This is a genomic window from Micromonospora sp. SCSIO 07396, from assembly GCF_053667945.1.
This window is the reverse complement of sequence record NZ_CM132210.1, coordinates 5,752,737-5,772,354: the sequence shown is the minus strand read 5'-3', so window position 1 is coordinate 5,772,354 and position 19,618 is coordinate 5,752,737. Positions and strand designations below refer to the sequence as shown.

Annotated in this window: 18 protein-coding genes; 14 read left to right on the top strand and 4 right to left on the bottom strand. The window is 73.0% G+C overall.

Going from position 1 to position 19,618, the window contains the following annotated elements; translation table 11 throughout:
• Positions 1–223: 223 nt before the first annotated feature.
• A complete protein-coding gene (locus tag ACWCHM_RS24885; protein ID WP_421489556.1) occupies positions 224–895 on the top strand; it encodes a DUF305 domain-containing protein in 672 nt (223 codons plus the stop codon).
• A gap of 210 nt (positions 896–1,105) precedes the next feature.
• On the opposite strand, the gene ACWCHM_RS24880 is transcribed toward ACWCHM_RS24885, so the two are convergent.
• A complete protein-coding gene (locus tag ACWCHM_RS24880; RefSeq protein WP_454220068.1) occupies positions 1,106–3,655 on the bottom strand; it encodes an FIMAH domain-containing protein in 2,550 nt (849 codons plus the stop codon).
• Between the two features lie 339 nt (positions 3,656–3,994).
• Here ACWCHM_RS24880 and ACWCHM_RS24875 point away from each other — a divergent pair, with 339 nt between their 5' ends.
• The gene (locus tag ACWCHM_RS24875) at positions 3,995–4,342 is read left to right on the top strand and encodes an STAS domain-containing protein (RefSeq protein ID WP_454220067.1); all 348 of its coding nucleotides are present in this window, start codon (positions 3,995–3,997) and stop codon (positions 4,340–4,342) included.
• Between the two features lie 7 nt (positions 4,343–4,349).
• On the opposite strand, the gene ACWCHM_RS24870 is transcribed toward ACWCHM_RS24875, so the two are convergent.
• The 3 genes from ACWCHM_RS24870 to ACWCHM_RS24860 form a co-directional block, all read right to left on the bottom strand.
• Entirely contained in the window at positions 4,350–5,597 is a 1,248-nt protein-coding gene (locus tag ACWCHM_RS24870) for a PP2C family protein-serine/threonine phosphatase (protein WP_454220065.1), read from the bottom strand.
• A 113-nt stretch (positions 5,598–5,710) separates the two neighbouring features.
• Complete coding sequence (locus tag ACWCHM_RS24865; protein WP_281900894.1) at positions 5,711–6,262, bottom strand: hypothetical protein; 552 nt, start codon at positions 6,260–6,262, stop codon at positions 5,711–5,713.
• A gap of 85 nt (positions 6,263–6,347) precedes the next feature.
• Entirely contained in the window at positions 6,348–6,914 is a 567-nt protein-coding gene (locus ACWCHM_RS24860; protein WP_454220064.1) for a hypothetical protein, read from the bottom strand.
• An 89-nt stretch (positions 6,915–7,003) separates the two neighbouring features.
• Here ACWCHM_RS24860 and ACWCHM_RS24855 point away from each other — a divergent pair, with 89 nt between their 5' ends.
• The 12 genes from ACWCHM_RS24855 (at position 7,004) to ACWCHM_RS24800 (ending at position 19,548) form a co-directional block, all read left to right on the top strand.
• Entirely contained in the window at positions 7,004–8,248 is a 1,245-nt protein-coding gene (locus ACWCHM_RS24855) for an efflux RND transporter periplasmic adaptor subunit (RefSeq protein ID WP_454220063.1), read from the top strand.
• 26 nt (positions 8,249–8,274) lie between these two features.
• A complete protein-coding gene (locus tag ACWCHM_RS24850; RefSeq protein WP_088643779.1) occupies positions 8,275–8,931 on the top strand; it encodes an ABC transporter ATP-binding protein in 657 nt (218 codons plus the stop codon).
• Positions 8,928–10,187 (top strand): ABC transporter permease, encoded by a 1,260-nt coding sequence (locus ACWCHM_RS24845; RefSeq protein ID WP_454220062.1) that lies wholly within the window; start codon positions 8,928–8,930, stop codon positions 10,185–10,187. Before ACWCHM_RS24850 ends, ACWCHM_RS24845 begins: the two co-directional genes overlap by 4 nt.
• A 658-nt stretch (positions 10,188–10,845) precedes the next feature.
• Entirely contained in the window at positions 10,846–11,151 is a 306-nt protein-coding gene (locus ACWCHM_RS24840; protein WP_454220060.1) for a helix-turn-helix domain-containing protein, read from the top strand.
• Positions 11,152–11,850: 699 nt separating this feature from the next.
• A complete protein-coding gene (locus tag ACWCHM_RS24835) occupies positions 11,851–13,170 on the top strand; it encodes a cellulose binding domain-containing protein (RefSeq protein ID WP_454220058.1) in 1,320 nt (439 codons plus the stop codon).
• A gap of 226 nt (positions 13,171–13,396) precedes the next feature.
• Positions 13,397–14,011 (top strand): superoxide dismutase, encoded by a 615-nt coding sequence (locus ACWCHM_RS24830; RefSeq protein ID WP_454220056.1) that lies wholly within the window; start codon positions 13,397–13,399, stop codon positions 14,009–14,011.
• Positions 14,012–14,016: 5 nt separating this feature from the next.
• Positions 14,017–14,277, top strand: a complete 261-nt coding sequence (locus ACWCHM_RS24825) for a superoxide dismutase (protein WP_204958870.1) — start codon at positions 14,017–14,019, stop codon at positions 14,275–14,277.
• 77 nt (positions 14,278–14,354) lie between these two features.
• On the top strand, positions 14,355–15,950 hold the full coding sequence (locus ACWCHM_RS24820) for an ABC transporter substrate-binding protein (RefSeq protein WP_454220055.1): 1,596 nt from the start codon (positions 14,355–14,357) through the stop codon (positions 15,948–15,950).
• Positions 15,947–16,948, top strand: coding sequence for an ABC transporter permease (locus tag ACWCHM_RS24815; protein WP_454220054.1), 1,002 nt, complete (start codon positions 15,947–15,949; stop codon positions 16,946–16,948). Before ACWCHM_RS24820 ends, ACWCHM_RS24815 begins: the two co-directional genes overlap by 4 nt.
• Positions 16,941–17,840, top strand: coding sequence for an ABC transporter permease (locus ACWCHM_RS24810; protein WP_454220053.1), 900 nt, complete (start codon positions 16,941–16,943; stop codon positions 17,838–17,840). Before ACWCHM_RS24815 ends, ACWCHM_RS24810 begins: the two co-directional genes overlap by 8 nt.
• Complete coding sequence (locus tag ACWCHM_RS24805; RefSeq protein ID WP_454220052.1) at positions 17,837–18,844, top strand: ABC transporter ATP-binding protein; 1,008 nt, start codon at positions 17,837–17,839, stop codon at positions 18,842–18,844. Before ACWCHM_RS24810 ends, ACWCHM_RS24805 begins: the two co-directional genes overlap by 4 nt.
• A complete protein-coding gene (locus tag ACWCHM_RS24800) occupies positions 18,841–19,548 on the top strand; it encodes an ABC transporter ATP-binding protein (protein ID WP_454220051.1) in 708 nt (235 codons plus the stop codon). Before ACWCHM_RS24805 ends, ACWCHM_RS24800 begins: the two co-directional genes overlap by 4 nt.
• Positions 19,549–19,618 lie beyond the last annotated feature (70 nt).

Sequence of the window (19,618 nt, the reverse complement as noted above, 5' to 3'; positions counted from 1 at the left end):
CGCCACTTTCTCCCGATGGCGGTTCGGTATGGCACGCGTCACACCGAAGATTGATCGCAGACACTAGCACTTTGAATCGAATTGGGGAAACTTTTCGATGTTTGAACAAAAGTCGAGGTGTGCGGGTCGGATCCACCGGCTCGTGGGCTGGTGGGCGGGGTCGGGGGTGAGGCACTATGCCCATGGAATCCGCGCAGCTCAAGCCAGGACTGGTAGGTGAACCGTGCCGCTGCCCCGTCGCGTGGTCGTTTCCGGTGTGGTCGCCACGGCCGTCCTCGGCACGGCGGTGGGCGTCGCCGTCTGGGCCGGCCGGGACGATCCGGCGTACCAACCGCCGACGTCGCGGGTGGTGCAGCCCGGCGCACCCGGCCAACCGGGCCGGCAACTGTCCGGCACCGACCTGGCGCAGGTCTCACCGCCCGGGTTCACCGCCGCCGACAGTCGGTTCGTGCAGGGCATGATCCCGCACCACACCCAGGCCCTGGCGATGACCGCGCTGCTGGCCGGGCGCACCACCAGCCCGGACGTGACGCTGCTGGCCAAGCGGATCGAGGTGTCGCAGGGCGACGAGATCGCCCGGATGCGCACCTGGCTCGCCGAGCGCAACGTGCCGGCCGCCGGCCCGCACGACGGGGCGGCGCACGACGCGCTCATGCCGGGGATGCTCACCGCCGCCCAGTTCGAGCAGCTCAAGCAGGCACGCGGGACGGAGTTCGACAGGCTCTTCCTCACCGCGATGATCCGCCACCACCAGGGCGCACTGACCATGGTGGAGCAGCTGTACGCCGCCGGTGGTGGCCTGGAACCGGCGAGCGACCAGTTCGCCCGGGAGGTCAACGCCGACCAGGGCATCGAGATCCAGCGCATGCAGCAGATGCTGGCCAAGCTCGGCTGACCGGGTCGCCGACCGCGCCGGGTCGCCGACCGCGCCGGGTCGCCGACCGCGCCGGGTCGCCGACCGCGTCCGGTCGCCGGTGCAGGCCCGGTCGCTGGTCCAGGCCCGCAGGCCGGTGCCGGAGCGGCCGGGGAACGGCCGGGGCCTGCCCAGCATCACTGGGCAGGCCCCGGGTTCAGGCGGTCCGTCGGCCCGGTCGGACCGGGCGGGTCACCTGTCGAACTGGTCGATCAGCGCCTGGGCGTCGCGGACCAGCAGGTTGCGCGCCCCGATGGCGTTGAGCGCGCGGGCCTGGTCGAGGAAGGCGGTCAGGTGCCCGACCGCCTCCGTCGGCTGGCCTGCGGAGGCCGCCGCGGCGGCCTTGCCGAGGCTGGTGGTCAGCTTGTCGGCGTTGCCCGCGCTGACGGTGCCGGCGGACCGGTAACCGTTGACGAGGGCCTGCAGGTCGGCGATGGACGTCGTGGTGGTGAACGTGACGGACCGGTCGGTGGTGTTACCCGCCTTGTCCTTCGCGGTCACCGTCAGGGTGTGGCTGCCCAGCGGGAGGCCGGACAGGGTGACCGTGGCCCCCCGGGCGACCCGCTTGCCGTCCAGCAGCGCGCTGTCCGGGTTGATACCGGGCCCGGAGCCGGTGTCGGTGACCGTCCAGTCCACCGTCACCGTGCCGGAGTCGCCGTACGCGGTGCCCTCGGTCAGCCCGGACACCTGCACCTCGGGGGCGGTCCGGTCGATCTTGAGCCACTGGCTGCCCTGCCGGGAGGTGTTGCCGGCCGCGTCGACCGCCCGGTACCGCACCGACCCCTTGACCTCGGCACTGATCGTCGCGACGCCGCTGGCAGGAACGTCCACCCAGGTCACGCCGTCGTCGACGGAGTACTGGCCGGTCCACATGCCGGGGATCAGGCCGGCCAGGGTGAGCGTGACGGCATCGGTGTACCAGCCGTTGTTACCGGTCGGCTCGGCCGGGCCCACCGTGGCGGAGACCCGGGGGTTGAAGGTGTCCGCGAGGTCCACCACGGCCTGGCGGAGCGTCCCGTACGCTGCGCCGTCCAGCCGGTCGGCGAGCGTCCGCAGTTGGGTCTCGGCGGCGAACCGCCTGCCCTCGGCGGCGAACCCGCTGGCCCGGCCCAGGGTCGTGTCGACCTCCGCGCTCAACGCCGGGTCGATCGCGCCGGCCCGTACCCCCTGGTCGTGGTAGGCGCGGACGAGCGCGAAGCTCGGCGTCCAACTGATCTTCGGTTGCCCCTGTGCGTTGAACCCGGCGAGCTTGACCTGGGTGGCGGCCTCGATCTCGGCCGCCGACAGGTGGGCGCTGGGCTTCAGTGCGAACACGTCGAAGCCCCGGGCGATCTCGTTGCCGTACAGGTTGCCGTTGTACCAGTACGCCGACCAGAAACCACCCAGCACGAGCGCGTTCGGGTTGACCGGGCCCCGGTCGAAGTACGCGATCTCGTGCGGGTTCTTCGAGTCGGTGAAGTCGAACACCGAGATGCCACCCTGGTACCAGGCCTGCATCATGACGTCGCGGCCGGGCACCGGGATCAGCGAGCCGTTGTGCGCGACGCAGTTCTCCTGCAACGACTGCGGCACCGGCAGCTTGTAGTAGCTGGCGAAGGTCATCTTCCGGTCGACGATGTCGAAGATGGCGTTGGCGCCCCACTGCGGCAGGTCGGTGTCCCGGCAACGTGCGCCGCTGCCACCGCCCCACTCGTCGGTGAAGATCACCTTGGTGCCGTCGTTGTTGAACGTCGCCGAGTGCCAGTACGCGAAGTTCGGGTCGGCCACCTCGTCGATCCGCTTCGGGTTCGCCGGGTCCGAGATGTCGATCAGGATGCCGTTGCCCTGGCACGCGCCGGCCGCCAGCCCGATCTCCGGGTACGCGGTGATGTCGTGGCAGGCGTTGGTGTTCGGCGTCGGCGACCAGGTCGACCCGGACGGGTGCCGGGGCGTGACCGGGGCGTTCTGGAGGCCGTCGACCCGGCCGGTGACCGGGTCCTGGAACAGCCTCGGCTGGTTCACCACGGCGGCGTCCTGCGGCGCGGCCAGCGGCACCTTGATGACGTCGATCCGCCACCGCGACGGGTTCTCCCCGTCAGCCGCGTTGTTGTTGCAACCCTCCATCGTGGTCGCCGGCCGTACCGAGGTGGTGCCGGAGACGTACACGTAGATGTTGTCGGCGTCGCGGGGGTCGGTCACCACGGAGTGCGTGTGCGAGCCACGGCAGAGTTGGACGGCGGCCACCTGCACCGGGCTGCGGACGTCGCTGATGTCGAAGACCCGCACCCCCTGGAACCGGGTGCCGACGTTGGGGTTGGTGCCGCAGTCGACCCGGCCCCGGCTCTCCTCGACCGACATGAACAGCAGGTTGCCGTGCACGGAGAGGTCGCCCTGCCCGCCGGGGCACACCACGCTGGTGACCAGCGTCGGCTCGGCCGGGTCGGCGACGTCGGTGATGGTGAACCCGTTGTAGTTGCCCTGGAAGGCGTACCGGCCGCCGAAGGCGAGATCCGAGTTGTAGTACCCGCCGTTGCCCGGGTTCGTCGGGTCGACGAACCCGGCGGGCTTGTCGCGGTGCGCGACGTGTTCCAGGTTGCTGATCGCGGACTGCGCGTCGAGCCAGCCGCCGCCGAGGCCGACGCGCGGATCGGGCTCCGCCGCCGACGCGGTGCCGGGGAGCACGCCGGCCAGCAGCAGCCCCGCGGCTATCAGGCCGAGGGCCCGTCGACCCCGGCGTGCCCTGGTGGTTGGGGGAGTTGTCATGTGTCGCCTTCCGATCGAAGACCAGCCGCGACGTCCACATCGGGGGAAAACGCGCCGCGTGAGTAAGGACCGTACCGACGATCAAGTGCTGGTCAAGATGCCCATGTGAGTTATGTACATGTTTGCGCGCCAAGCCGTACGCAATTGCTCCCGGGCGGTCACGCAGCTCACGACAGTCGTAGGAGCAGCCGCCGCGCTCCCTGCGCCACTCGTCGAAACGCGCCCGCATCCCTCCGACACCGGCGGACGTCCCCGAGCGCCCCCGTTCGGAATCTGGCACCGTGGGTACGACGCATGGCGTCACCGGATGTCCGGTACGCCTTGACGAAGGGGGTTCAGGTGGAATTCACGCTGTCGACCCGCCGGGAGGGGGCCGGCACGGTGGTCGAAGTCGCTGGTGACCTCGATATGAGCACCACCCCCCAGCTGCGGGAACGGTTACGCGAAGTGGTCGAGGGCGGCGCCCGGGTGGTCGTGGTCGACCTGACCGGCGTCGGGTTCATGGACTCCAGCGGCCTCGGCGCGCTGGTGGTCGCCTACCGTGAGCTGCGGGAACGCAACGGCTGGCTGGGGTTGGCCGGGGTCCGCCGGTCGGTCCGCACGGTGTTGTCGATCACCTCGGTCGACCAGGTCATCGACATCTTCGACACGGTGCACGACGCCGAGGCGGCGGCCCGGGCGGCGTGAACGTCCTTCACCGGGACGGGGCGCTGGCCCGGTCGGTGTCCGCACCGGCGGTGCTGCGGCGCGGCCCGTGGTCGCCGTACCAGTCGATGATCATCAGCGTGGCGTCGTCGGCCAACTCGGTGCCGGCGGTGGCCAGCGCCGCGTCCGACAGCGCCCGGACCGCCTCGCGGGGGTGCAACGACGCGATGTCGTGCAGGGCGGCGGGCAGGTCGAGATCGGCGGCGTTGCGTTCGCGCATCCCGTCGGTGACCACGACCAGCCGGTCACCGGGCCGCAGGACGACCTCCCCGCTGCGGAAGCCCGCCTCGGGGAACATGCCCAGCGGAAAGTTGCCGGGCAGCTCCAGCATCGTGGTCCGGCCGTCGCGGACCAGCATCGGCGGGACGTGCCCGGCGTTGAGCAGTTCGCAGCGCCCGGTGGCCAGCTCGATGCGCCCCAGCACCGCCGTCACGTACGCGCCGCGGACGTTGGCGTGTGTCGCGATGGCGCGGTTGGCCTCCTCGGCCTGCTCGGTGAGGGCCAACCCCCGGCGACGGGTGTTGCGCAGGCTGCCCACCCCCAGGGTGGCGGTCAACGCGCTGGCGACCCCGTGGCCCATCGCGTCGGTGACGCTGAGGTGCAGCGCGTCCCGGGCCACGCTGTAGTCGAAGGTGTCCCCGCCCACGCTGGCTGCCGGCTCCAACCAGCCGGACAGGGCGAACGCCCCGGCCTCGCAGGTGAACGAGGCGGGCAGCAGCCGACGCTGGATCTCGGCGGAGAGGGTGAACGGGGTGCTGCGCTGCCCCCACTCGAACAGGTCGGTGTGCCGCCGGTTGGCGATCACCACGAACGCCAACGCGTGCGCCGTACGGGCGACCCGCTCGATCACCTCGGCGTCCGGCTCGTCGGGCAGGTCGATCTCCAGCAGGCCGATGGCCTCACCACGCTCGGTGACCGGGGCGAGCAGCGTCCACCGCCCGTCGCCGGCCAGCATCCGGGGGACCTGGTGGCGGACCGCCTGCTCGTAGGGGCCGCCGTCGAAGGGCAGCACCTCGGCGCGTTCCTCGCCCTGCAGGCGTCCGGGGCCGACGCTGCCCGGCTGGTGGGTCAGCCGGACCAGGGCCCGGCCGCTGAGATCGGCGATCAGTAGGGAGACACCGAGCGCGTTCAACGCCGTGGCGATCGCCCCGGTGACCGCCTCGACCGCCTCGACCGGCGCGGCGTCCTCGGCCGACTGCAGCATCTCGGCCAGCACGATCTGCTCGCTGTCCTCCATCTGTGGAGCATATGCACTCCCGATGCCGGCCGCCTCACGACGAGCGGCGCGGCGGCGGCCCCGCCCAGTCGTCGTCCGGGCCGTGGCCCGACCGCCGCGGCCGGACGGTCCGGTCAGCGGCGGTTCAGCGCGGACTCCAGCCGACGGATCAGCGTCTTGCGGTCCCTGCCCCGGCGTTCGGCCCGCAGGGCGGCCCGGAGCTGTGCGGTGTCGAGATCGCGGACGTGCTTCGTCGCCTCGGCGACGGTCAGCTCGGTCAGCGAGCCGCCCGAGGTGACGTTGCGGCGGGCGCGTCTGGCCGGGCCGGTGTTGGCCACGTACTGCCGGCCGGAGGTCGACGCCCGGCGCTTGCGCGCGTCGGTGGCCCGTTGCTGCTGCGGGGAGAGCTGCTTCCACGCCCTGTCGGGCAGGTACCTGTCGGTCTCACCGTCGTGCCGGGCCCGGGTGGTGCCCTGCCTGGTCCGCCACTTCTGGTCGCCCCAGCGGCGCAGGGACTGCTGCCGCTCGTCCCTCGGCCCCTGGTAGCCGCCGCCGCGCTGCTGGTACTCGCGGGTCAGCAGTTGCGACTTGCGGGCCGACCACTGCCCCGGTCGTCCGCCCCGGTCGCCGGCCCGGATCTCCTCCTTGAGCTGCTCGCGCAGCTCGGGTTTCGTGTAGCGCGCCATGGGCGCGGATTACCCGTGGCCGCCGGCCGTACTCACCCTCGCGGCGGCCCGGTCGCGCCGCGTGGCCGGCGACCGGCCGGGCGGGTCACCTGCTGAACGCCTCCCGCCGGCAGGCCGTCATCTTGGGCGACTGGAAGTCACCGTTCGGGCCGACCTCGGTGATGCCGAACTCGCCGTCCTCGTCGGGCGCGGTCAACCGGTAACCGGCCTTCTTGGCGCACTGGTACCACTCGCGCTGGTTGTCGCGGAACGCCGCGTTGTCCGTACGCTTCTGACGCTCCTCGAAGAACTCCGGCTCCGTCGACCGGCACGCCGCCCGTACCCGCTTCGCCTTCGGGTCGTTCTGGCTCTCCTTCCAGATCACCATCCGGCCGTCCTCGTAGCCGGGGCCGCCCTCCTTCGCCACACACCGCCCCCAGGCCGCGCGCAGGGCCTCGATCTCGTAGTTGGTGGCGTCGAGGGGGATCAGCGGACGCCGGTCCTCGACGTCGGCGGGACCGGCGGCGCGGGCGGTGGGGCTCTGCACCGAGGCCACCGGTGGGCGGTCGGCCCGGTCGTCGGTCGGGGCGGCGGAACAACCGACGAGCAGGCAACCGACCACCAGCGCCGGTGCGGCGAAGCGACGGGCCGTGGTGCGGAACGTGTGCGACATGCTGCCCACGATCGGGGCGCGATGTCAGGAACCCGTGTGGATTCCCCGGACCTGACAGGTTTCTGAAAAGCCGTCGCCATGCTCGCGGTGTGTCAACAGAACAGTCCCCAGCGCAGAGCCCACCGCGCCGTACCGGTCGCCGCGTCGTCGTCCCGGCGGTGCTGATCCTGGTGCTGGCGGTCGTCGTCAGCGGCGTCGTCTGGTCGGTCCACCGCGGCCCGGCCACGGCCGGCGGGGACCCGCCGGTCCCGGTACAGACCACCACCGTCGTGCGGACCGACCTCGCCAGCACCGTGTCGCTGACCGGCACCCTCGGGTACGGGCGGGCGGAGCCGGTGAAGGGCGGCCGGAGCGGGACGGTCACCTGGCTGCCGCCGGCCGGCGCGACGGTCACCCGGGGCGGGCAGCTCTACCGGATCGACGACCAGCCGGTGCCGCTGTTCTACGGCGGCCTGCCGCTCTACCGCGACCTGGCCGAACCCGGCACGGTCGGCCGCGACGTGCGGGTCGTCGCCACCAACCTCAAGGCGCTGGGGTACGAGATCGGCTACCAGCCGGTACCGGGGGAGAAGGTCTCCCGACCGGTGAAGGCCGCCGCCGCGTCGCCTGCCGGGCAGCAGAACGCGGCAGGGGAACCGGGCAGGGGTACGTCCGGGCAGGGCGCGGCGGCACCCACGCCGACGGCTTCCGCCCCGGCCCGGGTCGTCGTCCGCAAGGGCGAGGGGGTGCTGACCGGCTCGCTGATGCGGGCCATCAAGCGCTGGCAGCAGGACGCCGAACTGCCGGTGACCGGCCGGATCGCCGTCGGCGACGTGGCCGTGCTGCCCGGTGCGGTCCGGGTCGACGCCGTCACCGCGCTGCGCGGCGACCCTGCCGAGACGCCGCTGTTGACCGTCACGCCGACCGCGAAGGTGATCACCGTGCAGGCCGAGGTGGCCGAGGCCGGCACGATCCAGCGGGGCGACCGGGTGACGGTGACGCTGCCGGGCGACAAGACCGTCGACGGAACCGTATCGGCGGTCGCCACCGCCGTCACCCAGGACGACGCCGGCCCGACCGCCACGCCGAAGCGGGCCGTCACGGTGACCGTGGACGACGACCTGACCGGGATCGACGCCGCCGACGTGCAGGTCGACCTGGCCGGCGAGACCCGGGAGGGCGTCCTCGCCGTACCGGTTGGCGCGCTGGTGGCGCTCAGCGAGGGTGGCTACGCGCTGCAACTGGCCGACGGGGGACGGTTCGTCGCCGTCACCACCGGCATGTTCGCCAAGGGCATGGTCGAGGTCTCCGGCGACGGGATCACCGAGGATCTCGCGGTGGTGACCGCCTCGTGACCGTGCTGGCCGTACGCGACGCCGCCATGCGCTACCCGGGCGGGGTCACCGCCCTCGCCGGCGTCTCGCTCGACATCACCGAGGGTGAGATGCTGGCCATCGTCGGCCCGTCCGGTTCCGGCAAGTCGACCCTGCTGCACATCATGGGCACGCTGGACCGGCCGACCTCCGGCACGGTGCACCTCGGCGGCCTCGACGTCGCCGGGCTCTCCGACCGGCAGTTGTCCGCGCTGCGCGGGCGCTGGCTGGGCTTCGTCTTCCAGCAGTTCCACCTCACCGCCGGGCTCACCGCCGCCGAGAACGTCGCCACCGGCCTGCTCTATGCCGGGGTGCCCCGCCGGGACCGCCGGCCGCTGGCCCTCGCGGCGCTGGACCGGGTCGGCCTGGCGCACCGCGTCACCCACCTGCCGCACCAACTCTCCGGCGGGGAACGGCAGCGGGTGGCGATCGCCCGCGCCCTGGTCCACCAGCCCGCGCTGCTGCTCGCCGACGAACCCACCGGCGCGCTGGACACCCGTACCGGCCAGGCCGTCCTGGAGTTGCTGTACCGGCTGCACGCCGAGGGCACCACCATCGCCGTGATCACCCACGACCGGGACATCGCCGCCCGCCTGCCCCGCCGGGTGGAACTGCGCGACGGCCACCTGGTCGCCGACTCCGGCCGGGTGGTGACGCCCCGATGAACACACCCACCACCGGGGGTACGCCGCACCGGGCGCATCCGGGTACGGCCCGTGAGGCCGCCCGGCCGGTCCGGCTGGCCGTGACCGACCTGCTCGGTCTGGGGCTGCTCGGCATCCGTACCCGGCGCACCCGGGCCGCGCTGTCGGCGCTCGGCATCGCCATCGGGATCGCCACCATGATCGTGGTCACCGGCATCCCCGCCTCCAGCCAGGCCCAGCTGATGCGGGAACTCTCCGCGCTCGGCACGAACATGCTTGAGGTGCGGGCGCTGCCCGACCAGGACCCACCGGCGCTGCTGCCGACGGAGTCGACCGCCATGGTCCGGCGGGTGGGGCCGGTGACCAGCGTCAGCGCGGTCGCCAACACGCACCTGCTGGTCCGCCGCTCCGACCGTACCGACCCCGACGACGGCTCCGGTCTGACGGTGCTGGCCAGCCAACTCGACCTGCTCCCGATCATCAACGCCCGGGTACAGCACGGAAGCTGGCTCACCCCGGCGACGGCGCGTTTCCCCACCGTGGTGCTCGGCGCGGTCGCGGCGGCCCGGCTGGGCGTCCGCGACGTGCCCGCCGGGGGTGGCCCCGGCCAGCAGGTGATGATCGGCGACAGGTGGTTCACCGTGGTCGGCATCCTGGCCGCCGTACCGCTGCTGCCGGACATCGACCGGTCGGTGCTGGTCGGCTGGCCGGCCGCGCAGTCCGAGCTGGGCTTCGACGGGCATCCCACGGTGCTCTACGTCCGGTCGCTGGAGCCGGCGGTCGAGCAGGTGCGGGCGGTGCTACCCGAGACGGTCAACCCGCAGAGCCCGGCCGACGTGCTGGTCAGCCGCCCCTCCGACGCGCTGGCCGCGAAGCGCGCCACCGAGAACGCCTTCTCGTCGCTGTTTTTGGCCCTGGCCGCGGTGGCGCTGCTGGTCGGCGGAATCGGGGTGGCCAACACGATGGTCATCTCGGTGCTGGAACGACGGGCCGAGATCGGCCTGCGGCGTGCGCTGGGCGCGCACCGGGGGCAGATCCGTGGCCAGTTCCTCACTGAGTCGGTGGCCCTGGCGTCGTTGGGCGGGATCGTCGGGACGCTGCTCGGGCTGGCCGTGACCGCCGGCTACGCCGCGTACCACCAGTGGCCGGTGGTGATCCCGTTGGCCTCGACGCTGGCCGGGCTGGGGGGCGCGGCGGTGGTGGGGGTGGTGGCCGGCGTCTATCCGTCGATGCGGGCTGCCGCCCTGCCGCCGACGGAGGCGCTGGCCAGCGTCTGACCCCCCCGGCAGCGCACGACGCCGGTGCGGGTGGTGACCAGAAAGCTACCGGCGGTTGTCGAGGAAACTTGTGCGCGAAGCGCTAGATATTCTGGTTGGGCTCGGCTATTCTTCCTACCGTAGACAGCAGAGATCGTCGAGACGCCGACGACGTGACCGAGCTTCATCAAGGGTCGGGACCCATGTCGCGACCCGCTCGGCACACTGGTCGCAGTGATGTGACCATTGCACCAGGCACGGCAAGACCCTGATGTTCTTCCAGTTCAGGGCGGACGGGTGGGCTGAGGTTGGTTCGGGGCTCACCCGGCAGGACAGTCCGTCGTACGTGGACGGGGCCACGAAGTCGCGTGGGGCTCCGGCACCGGCGGACGGCACGACCGGTAACCGACAGATGAAGCAGAGGGAAAGGGAGGGCCGAACACCGTTGGATCGCCCGCCTCCAGGATGCACGGTGGTTCTGGAGCCGGACACCGCAGTTTCCATCGAACGAGAGGTGGTCTCCGGTCACGCTTATGCGATCCTCGCGCCCCCGTCCGCTGATGGCGGCGGGTGCGGATACGACAACCCGACGAACCTGTCGGTAGATGGTGTTTCAGACCCGTAAACCCCGGGCCCCGGCGCTTCCGCGCCGGGGCCCTCGTCACGCAGAGGTGTATGTATGGCCCAACCCGACGACATGTTCGATGACGAGGACTACCCCGCCTACACCATGGGCCGCGCCGCGGAGATGACCGGCGCCTCGCAGGATTTCCTACGTCGCCTCGACGAGGCGAAGTTGATCACCCCGGTCCGGTCCGCCGGTGGCCACCGCCGCTACTCCCGTCACCAGTTGCGCCTCGCCGTGCGTGCCCGGGAGATGGTCGACCAGGGCACCCCCCTGGAGGCCGCCTGCCGGATCATCATCCTCGAAGACCAGCTCGAAGAGGCCCTGCGGCGCAACGAACAGCATCCGCGTCCGAGTTGACGCGTCGCGTCGGCACCTCGGCACCCGCCGTCCCGACCGCCGGGCGTCGACACCTCCCGTGTTAGCGATCACATGCGTCGATGGGCCGGATCTGCAGAAAAGTTGCGGATCCCGCCACCGATAGTTTCGAGGGTCCGGTCGGCCGTCGGGTCCGGTGTGTGCCCCGCGCCCGGCCGCCGGGGCCGGTGCCGCGCCAGCGTCCACGGCCTGTGCCGAAGGGGTCGTCCGGCCTGCGAAAGGCGCTTCTGAGCAGGAAAAACCGTGTGGCGGTGCGGGCCGGTGCCCGCGCCGGGCCCGGGTGTGCCTGGCGGGTCCGCGTCGGGCGCGGACTCGGCTCGGGGGGTCGCCGGATCATCCGCCCCGACCGTCCCCGGGGTGCGACCGGTTGAGCATGTTATCGATAACCTGCTATCTTTCGGCCGGGAGCGAAGGGCACGCTTCCCGTCGTCCCAGTCCGTTGGCAGCGGCACCCGAGGGCACCCCTCGCGCCGCCCTGCCGGTCGACGACCAGATCCGGGCCGCTCCACCGAGCCGTTGTGCCGTCCGCGCCGAACGGGCGCGTCCGCCCACCCGAGTCGCCCTGCCCAGGCGGGAGACGGGGTGCGGGTCGTTCACCGCATCCTGCCGTCCACCGGCCATCGCCGGGTCGACTCCGCGTATCACCACCGGGACACCAGACCCATGGCAAGGAGCCAAGCAATGGTCAGACACAGACACCTACTCCCGACCATCGCCGCCGCAGCCGTCCTGCTCGCGGCGACCGTCGGCGGCGCGCTGAACGGCGGCCTCTCCGCGACGGCGGAGGCGGCGACGAACGGCACCCTCGCGGCGACGGCCGGCTGCGGCAAGGCCCCCACATTGAGCAACGGGACGCGCACGATCACCAGCAGCGGGCAGAACCGCAGCTACATCCTGCGGATTCCGGACGGCTACGACCGCAACCGCCAGTACCGGCTGGTCGTCGGCTTCCACTGGTTGAACGGCTCGGCGCAGAACGTCTCCTCGGCCGGCTACTACGGCCTGCTGCCGCTGTCCAACAACAGCACGATCTTCGTCGCCCCGCAGGGTATCGACGCCGGCTGGGCCAACACCAACGGCCGGGACCTGACCCTCTTCGACGACATCCTCCGGCAGGTCGAGAACGACCTGTGCGTGGACACCACCCAGCGTTTCGTGCTGGGCTGGAGCTACGGCGGCGCGATGAGCTACGCGGTGGCCTGTGCCCGGCCCACCGTCGTGCGCGCGGTCGCGGTGCTGTCCGGCGCCCAGCTCAGCGGCTGTAGCGGCGGAACCCAGCCGGTGCCGTACTTCGGCATCCACGGCACCCACGACAGCGTGCTCAACATCTCGATGGGCCGGTCGCTGCGTGACACGTTCGTCCGGAACAACGGGTGCACCGCACAGAGCCCGCGCGAGCCGGCCCTGAACAGCTTCACCCACATCACCACCACCTACTCGGGCTGCCGTTCCGGCTTCCCGGTGCAGTGGGCCGCGTTCGACGGTGACCACACCCCCAGCCCGGTCGACGGGTCGGGCACCCCCAACGACTCGCGGACCTGGACTTCGGGGGAGATCTGGCGCTTCTTCAGCCAGTTCCAGTCCACCACGCCGCCCACCACGCCCCCGCCGACCACCGCTCCGCCGACGACTCCGCCGCCCACCACCGCCCCGCCGACCACGCCGCCGCCGACCACCCCGCCGCCCACCAGCGGACCGGGCGGCTGCACCGCCACCTACAAGGCGGTCAACAGTTGGCCCGGCGGTTTCCAGGGTGAGGTCACCGTGGCCAACACCAGCTCCGGCGCGATCACCGGCTGGGCTGTGGGTCTGAGCCTGGGCAGCGGCCAGGCGCTCAGCAGCGTCTGGAACGGCGTCAACACCGGCACCACCGGCAACGTCACCGTCCGCAACGCCGCCTACAACGGCGCGCTGGCCCCCAACGGCTCGACCACGTTCGGGTTCACCGCCACCGGCAACGGCACCCCGCCGCCCGGCAACATCACCTGCGCCATCTCCTGATCACGGACGCCCTCAGGGCCCGGAGCCGCCCGGCTCCGGGCCCGCCGTCCGTTCCGGGCCCGGTCGGTGTCGCGGGTCTGCCGCCCGGGTGAGAGGTGGCGGGTCTTATTGCCAATAACTGGCAATTACGCGATAGTGGCAGCAGTGGCGGGTACCCGGGCCTGCGATGATCCGACCTGGCCCGAGTGCCCGCCCCGTTGTCGACCCACGATTCAAGGAGCTGCTGGTGGGCCTCTACTCGCTGCCCGACATGCCGTACGACTACGGTGCGCTGGAGCCGGCCATGTCCGGCGAGATCCTGGAGCTGCACCACAGCAAGCACCATGCGGCGTACGTCAAGGGCAGCAACGACGCCCTGGAGCAGCTCGCCGAGGCTCGGGACAAGGGCGACTTCGCGGCGTTGGTCGGGTTGGAGAAGACGTTCGCGTTCAACCTGTCCGGGCACGTGCTGCACTCGATCTTCTGGAACAACCTCTCCCCGGACGGCGGTGACCGTCCCGACGGGGAGTTGGCGGCGGCGATCGACGAGCACTTCGGCTCGTTCGACGGCTTCGCCGGGCAGCTGTCGGCGGCGACCAAGAGCGTGCAGGGCTCCGGCTGGGGCATCCTGGCCTGGGAACCGCTGGGGCAGCGGCTGATCGTGGAACAGGTCTACGACCACCACGGCAACGTCGGGCAGGGCTCCACGCCGCTGCTGGTGTTCGACGCCTGGGAGCACGCCTACTACCTGCAGTACCGCAACGTCCGTCCGGACTACGTCGACCGGCTGTGGAACCTCGTCGACTGGGCCGACGTGACCGCCCGCTTCGACGCCGCCCGCGCGACCGCCCCGAAGCTCTGACCGGCGTGACCGGCCCCGTTCCGGTCGCCGCCGACCTTGTCCAGCGTGCCGCCGGGGTCATCGCCGCCCGCCGTCGCGGTGACCTCGCCGGGGCGGAGGCGCTGCTGGCCTCGTTCGACACCGAGCAGGCCCGCACCCTCGGCTTCTACCTGCTCGCCGACCTCGCCCTCGGGCTGGTCCGCGCGCAGACCGGAGAGTCGCTGGACGACCTGGTCCGGCAGCTCACGCTGCTTGTGGCCGACACCTCTCCGCCGCCCGCCCCCTGATCCACCGGCCGCCTGGAGCACCGCCGCGTCGAGCGTCGACGCGGCGGTGCTCCACCGCGACATCTCAGGAGTACGTCATGGTCAAGCCCCGCTCCGTACGCGTGCCGGCATTGCTCGGCATCGTCCTGGCCGTCGTCGCCGGCTGCACGTCCCCGACGCCGTCGTCCACCGGCGGAGCCGCAGGCGGTCCGGTCGTGGTGGCCACGGCGGGTGAGCCGGAGACCCTCAACCCGGTGCTCAACTACGGCCCCGACGGCGCGTCGCTGATCTTCGACGGGCTGGTCGCCCGGGACGCCCGCAACCAGCTCGTGCCGGCCCTGGCCCGGGAACTGCCGACGGTGTCGGCGGACGGCCGGACGGTGACGGCGACGCTGCGCGAGGGGGTGCTGTTCCACGACGGCAGCCCGCTCACCGCCGGAGACGTCGTCTTCACCTACCAGGCGGTGCTGGACCCGAAGGTCGACTCGACGCTCCGCTCGGACCTCGACATGCTCGCCTCCGTCGCCGCCCCCGACCCGTCCACCGTGGTCTTCACCCTCAAGCACCCGTACGCGCCGTTCGTGCAGCGGCTGGCGCTGGGCATCGTGCCGGCGAAGGCGTTCGAGGGGCAGGACGTCAACAAGGCGGAGTTCAACCGCCTGCCGATCGGCACCGGGCCGTACCGGATGACGTCGTGGACGCCGGGGGACCGGCTGGTGCTGGCGGCGAACGAGCGGTACTGGGGCGGCAAACCGGCGAACCCGGGCGTGGTGGTGGCGTTCGTCGCCGACGACAACGTCCGCGCGCAGCGGATGCGGGCCGGCGAGTTCGACGCGGCCGAGCTGCCGCCGAAGCTGGCGACCGGATTCGACGGCCAGGCTGGTCAGCAGGTGCACAAGGTCCCCACCGCCGACTACCGGGGCGTGATGCTGCCCATGGGCAACCCCGTCCTGGGCGACCTGGCGGTCCGCCGGGCGCTGAGCACGGCGGTCGACCGGCAGGCCATGGTGACCGGCGTGCTCGGCGGGGCGGGGGAGCCGGCGTTCGGCCCGGTGCCGCCCACCTCCGAGTTCGCCGAGCCGTCGATCGCCGGCCGGGCCGCCGCCGACCGGGCCGCCGCCGCCGCGATCCTCGACGCCGCCGGCTGGACCCCCGGCCCGGACGGCATCCGCGCCAAGGCCGGCCGGCAGGCCGCGTTCACGCTGATGTACCCGGCCACCGACAGCCTGCGCAAGGAACTGGCCCTGGCGGTCACCGCCGACGCCAAGAAGATCGGCATCGCGGTCACCCCGCAGGGCCTCACCTGGGACGCGATCACCCCCCGGATGAAGACCGACGCGCTGATCATGGGGTACGGCACCCCGTACGACCCGGACTTCGTGTCGTTCAAGCTGTTCGGTTCCGCCTTCGCCGGACAGGGCTTCTTCAACCCCGGCTCCTACCGGTCCGCCACCGTCGACGCCGCCCTGCAGACCGGCCGGGACACCACCGACCCGGCCGCCCGACGGGCCGCGTACGCCACCTTCCAGCAGCAGCTCGCCGCCGACGTGCCGTGGGTGTTCCTCACCTACCTGCAACACACGTACGTGGTGCGCGACAGCGTGACCGGGGTGACCCCCCGGGTCGAGCCGCACGAGCACGACGTCGCCAACAGCCTCTGGTGGAACGTGCACACCTGGGAGAAGAAGGCGTGACGCCGCCCAGCCGACGTCGCCGGCTGGCCGGGGCCGGGGTCATGATCCGCCGCCGGCTGCTGGTCGCCGTACCGGTGCTCGCCGCGACCAGCATGGGCATGTTCGCCCTCGGGGCGGCCTCCCCGATCGACCCGGCCCAGCAGTACGCGGGCGCGGCGGCCTTCACCACCACCGAGGAGAACCTCGCGCAGCTCCGCGCGAACTGGGGCGTCGACGACCCGCTGCCGGTGCAGTACGCCCGCTGGGTGGGCAACCTGCTGCGCGGCGACCTCGGCTGGTCCACCAGCCGCCACGAGCCGGTCACCTCGGTGCTCGCCGCCCGCGCCGGCTGGACCCTGCTGCTGGTCGGCCTGGCCCTCGCCCTCGTCCTGGTGGCCAGCGTGCTGCTGGGCACCCTGGCCGCGTACCGGCGCGGTGGCGTCTTCGACCGCGCCCTGCGCACCGTCGCGTACGCCGTGCAGTCGATGCCGGTGTTCTGGATCGGGCTGGCCGCGATCGCCGTGTTCGCCCTCACCCTGGGCTGGCTGCCCGCCGGTGGGCTCACCGACCTCACCGCGACCGGCACCGACCCGGCCGACGTGGCCCGGCACCTGGTGCTGCCGGTGACCGTGCTGGCGATCTCCCAGGCCCCGTGGTTCGTGCTGTTCGTCCGGGACGCGGTCGCCGAGAGCCTGCGCGACGACCACGTGCTGGCCGCCCGCGCCCGGGGGCTGCCCGGCCGTACCGTCCTGTTCGGCCACGCGCTGCGGACGGCGCTGCTGCCCTTCCTCACCCTGGTCGGCACCCACCTGCCCGAACTCGTCGGCGGCGCGGTGCTGGTGGAGACCGTCTTCTCGCTGCCCGGCCTCGGCGCGGTCACCGTCGCGGCGGCGTTGGGCGCGGACTTCCCGCTGCTGGCCGCCACCACCCTGGCCACCACCGTCGTGGTGCTGGCCGCGAACCTGGCCACCGACCTCGGCTACGCCGCCGCCGACCCCCGGGTACGCCTCGATGACTGACCTCGCCCCACCACCGGCCGCCCCGCCCGCCCGACGCCTGCCGCCGCGCCGGCCGGCCACCCTGCTGCGGGGCGGACGGGCCGGCGCGGGGGTGGCCGCCGCCGTGCTCGTCGTCGCGGTCCTCGCCTGCCTGCTCGCACCACTACTGTGGCCGCTGGACCAGAGCGCGGTCGACCTCGCCCGGACCCGGCTCGCGCCCTCGCCCGAACACCTGGCCGGCACCGACGACCTGGGTCGGGACGTGGCCCTGCGCAGCCTCTACGGGCTGCGCGTCTCGCTGCTCGTCGGGGTGGTCGCCGCGCTCGTCGCCACCGTCATCGGTGGTCTCGTCGGCGCGGTCGCCGGCAGCGTCGGTGGGCGCGTCGACCGGGTGCTGATGCGGGTCGTCGACACCGTCGCCGCCCTGCCGCACCTGCTGCTGGGCATCTTCATCGTGGCGATGCTGCGGCCGAGCCTCGGCGCGGTCGTCGCCTCGATCGCGTTGACGCACTGGCTGTCCACCGCCCGGATCGTCCGCTCCGAACTGCTCAGCCTACGGTCCCGCCCGTTCGTCGACGCCGCGATCGCCGGCGGGGCGAGCCGGGCCCGGGTGCTCACCCGGCACCTGCTGCCGCACGTGCTGCCGCGGCTCGCGCTGGCGACCACGCTGATGGTGCCGCACGCCGTCTGGCACGAGACCGCGCTGTCCTTCCTCGGCCTGGGCCTGCCGCCGCACCTCGCCTCGATCGGCAACATGATCAACGACGGTCAGCGGTCCCTGCTCACCGGCGCGTGGTGGGCCAGCATCGTCCCCGGCCTGGCCCTGGTCGCCGTCACCCTCGCCCTGGCGGTGCTCACCGGCCGCTGGCGGGACCGCCTCGACCCCCGCGTACGGGCGGAGTTGCAGCTGTGACCGCGAGCGTAACCGGCACCGTGCCCACCGACGCCGGCCGCCGGCCGGCGCTGCTGACCGTCGACGGGCTGACCGTCCGGTTCCGGCTTCCCGACGCCGTCGTGCACGCCGTCACCGACCTGCGCCTCGACCTGCACCCCGGCGAACTGCTGGCCGTGGTCGGCGAGTCGGGCTGCGGCAAGTCCGTGCTCGCGCACGCCCTGCTCGGCCTGCTGCCCCGCAACGCCACCGTCACCGGGCACGCCCACCTGCACCCGGCGGACGGCACCCCGGTCGACCTGGTCGCGGCGGGTGAACGGCATCTCGCCCGGCACGTCCGGGGCCGGGTCGTCGGCCTCGTCCCGCAGAGCCCGGCCACCGCCCTGACCCCGGTGCGCACCGGCCGGCGGCTGCTGGAGGAGACCCTGCGCGCCCACGGCCACCCCCGCCGGGCCGCCGCCGACGCCGCCGAACGGGCCGCCGACGACGTCGGCCTGCACCCCGCCGACCTCGACAGGTATCCGCACGAGCTGTCCGGGGGGATGGCCCAGCGGCTGGCCACCGCCCTGGCGCTGGCCCCCGACCCGCCGCTGCTGCTCGCCGACGAACCCACCAGCGGCCTCGACCGGCCGCTGGTGGAGCACACCCTGGACCTGCTGCGCCGCCGCTGCGACGCCGGGGCCGCCGTCCTGCTCATCACCCACGACCTCGCCGCCGCCCGCCGCGTCGCCGACACCGTCGCCGTCATGTACGCCAGCCGCGTCGTCGAACACCGGCCCACCCCGGACCTGTTCGACCGCCCCGCCCACCCGTACACCGCCGGGCTGCTCGACGCCCTGCCCGACCGGGCGTTCACCCCGGTGCCCGGTCACCCGCCGATGCTCACCGACCTGCCCGCCGGCTGTGCGTTCGCTCCGCGCTGCCACCGGGCCACCGACACCTGCCGTACCCCGCCCCGCCCGACGGCCGACGGCACCGGGCAGGTCGCCTGCCACCACCCGCTCACCTCCGGAGCAGCGGCATGACGACCACGGCCGACCATCCGCCCGCCGGGCTCGCCGCGCACCAGGTCACCGTCCACTACGGCCGGCAGCGCGTGCTCGACCGGGTCGACCTGCACGTCGCACCCGGGGAGACGGTCGGCCTGCGCGGCCCCTCCGGCAGCGGCAAGTCCACCCTCGCCCGGGTGCTGGCCTTCCTGCACGCCCCGGACGGCGGCCGGATCACCCTCGACGGCGAACCCGTCGCCGGGGTCCGGCACCGGCTGCCCGCCGCCGTCCGGACCCGGGTGGCGATCCTGTTCCAGAGCCCCCGCGCCGCCAGTGACCCCCGGTTGAGCCTGGCCGACCTGATCGCCGAACCGATGCGTGCCACCGGGACGCCGGCCGGGCAGGTGGCCGCCCGGACGGCCGAGCTGGCCGACCTGGTCGGGCTCACCCCCGACCTGCTCACCCGGCGTCCGCACGCGGTCAGCGACGGGCAGTTGCAACGCGCATGCCTGGCCCGCGCCCTCGTGCACCGCCCCGACCACCTGCTCTGCGACGAGGCCACCGCCATGCTCGACGCCTCCACCCAGGCCCACGTGGCCGCCGTCGTGACCGACTACCAGCGCCGGCACCGGGCGGGCGTGCTGCTGATCACCCACGATCCGGCGCTGCTGGCCCGCTGGGCGACCCGGGTGGTGGACCTGCCGGGGCCGACGGCCGACCCACCCGCGCCGCCCCGCTGAGGAGGCGTCACCGGGTCGGGCCGACGGTGTCGCGGCCACCCCCGGGGTTGCCTACGCAGCGTGGCCCGAC

Bases quoted from the DNA above. Each gene is read 5' to 3' on its own strand.
- ACWCHM_RS24880 (WP_454220068.1), bottom strand. From the start codon at position 3,655: ATGACAACTCCCCCAACCACCAGGGCACGCCGGGGTCGACGGGCCCTC.
- ACWCHM_RS24870 (WP_454220065.1), bottom strand. From the start codon at position 5,597: ATGGAGGACAGCGAGCAGATCGTGCTGGCCGAGATGCTGCAGTCGGCC.
- ACWCHM_RS24865 (WP_281900894.1), bottom strand. From the start codon at position 6,262: ATGGCGCGCTACACGAAACCCGAGCTGCGCGAGCAGCTCAAGGAGGAG.
- ACWCHM_RS24860 (WP_454220064.1), bottom strand. From the start codon at position 6,914: ATGTCGCACACGTTCCGCACCACGGCCCGTCGCTTCGCCGCACCGGCG.
- ACWCHM_RS24850 (WP_088643779.1), top strand. From the start codon at position 8,275: ATGCGCTACCCGGGCGGGGTCACCGCCCTCGCCGGCGTCTCGCTCGAC.
- ACWCHM_RS24845 (WP_454220062.1), top strand. From the start codon at position 8,928: ATGAACACACCCACCACCGGGGGTACGCCGCACCGGGCGCATCCGGGT.
- ACWCHM_RS24840 (WP_454220060.1), top strand. From the start codon at position 10,846: ATGGCCCAACCCGACGACATGTTCGATGACGAGGACTACCCCGCCTAC.
- ACWCHM_RS24835 (WP_454220058.1), top strand. From the start codon at position 11,851: ATGGTCAGACACAGACACCTACTCCCGACCATCGCCGCCGCAGCCGTC.
- ACWCHM_RS24820 (WP_454220055.1), top strand. From the start codon at position 14,355: ATGGTCAAGCCCCGCTCCGTACGCGTGCCGGCATTGCTCGGCATCGTC.
- ACWCHM_RS24810 (WP_454220053.1), top strand. From the start codon at position 16,941: ATGACTGACCTCGCCCCACCACCGGCCGCCCCGCCCGCCCGACGCCTG.
- ACWCHM_RS24800 (WP_454220051.1), top strand. From the start codon at position 18,841: ATGACGACCACGGCCGACCATCCGCCCGCCGGGCTCGCCGCGCACCAG.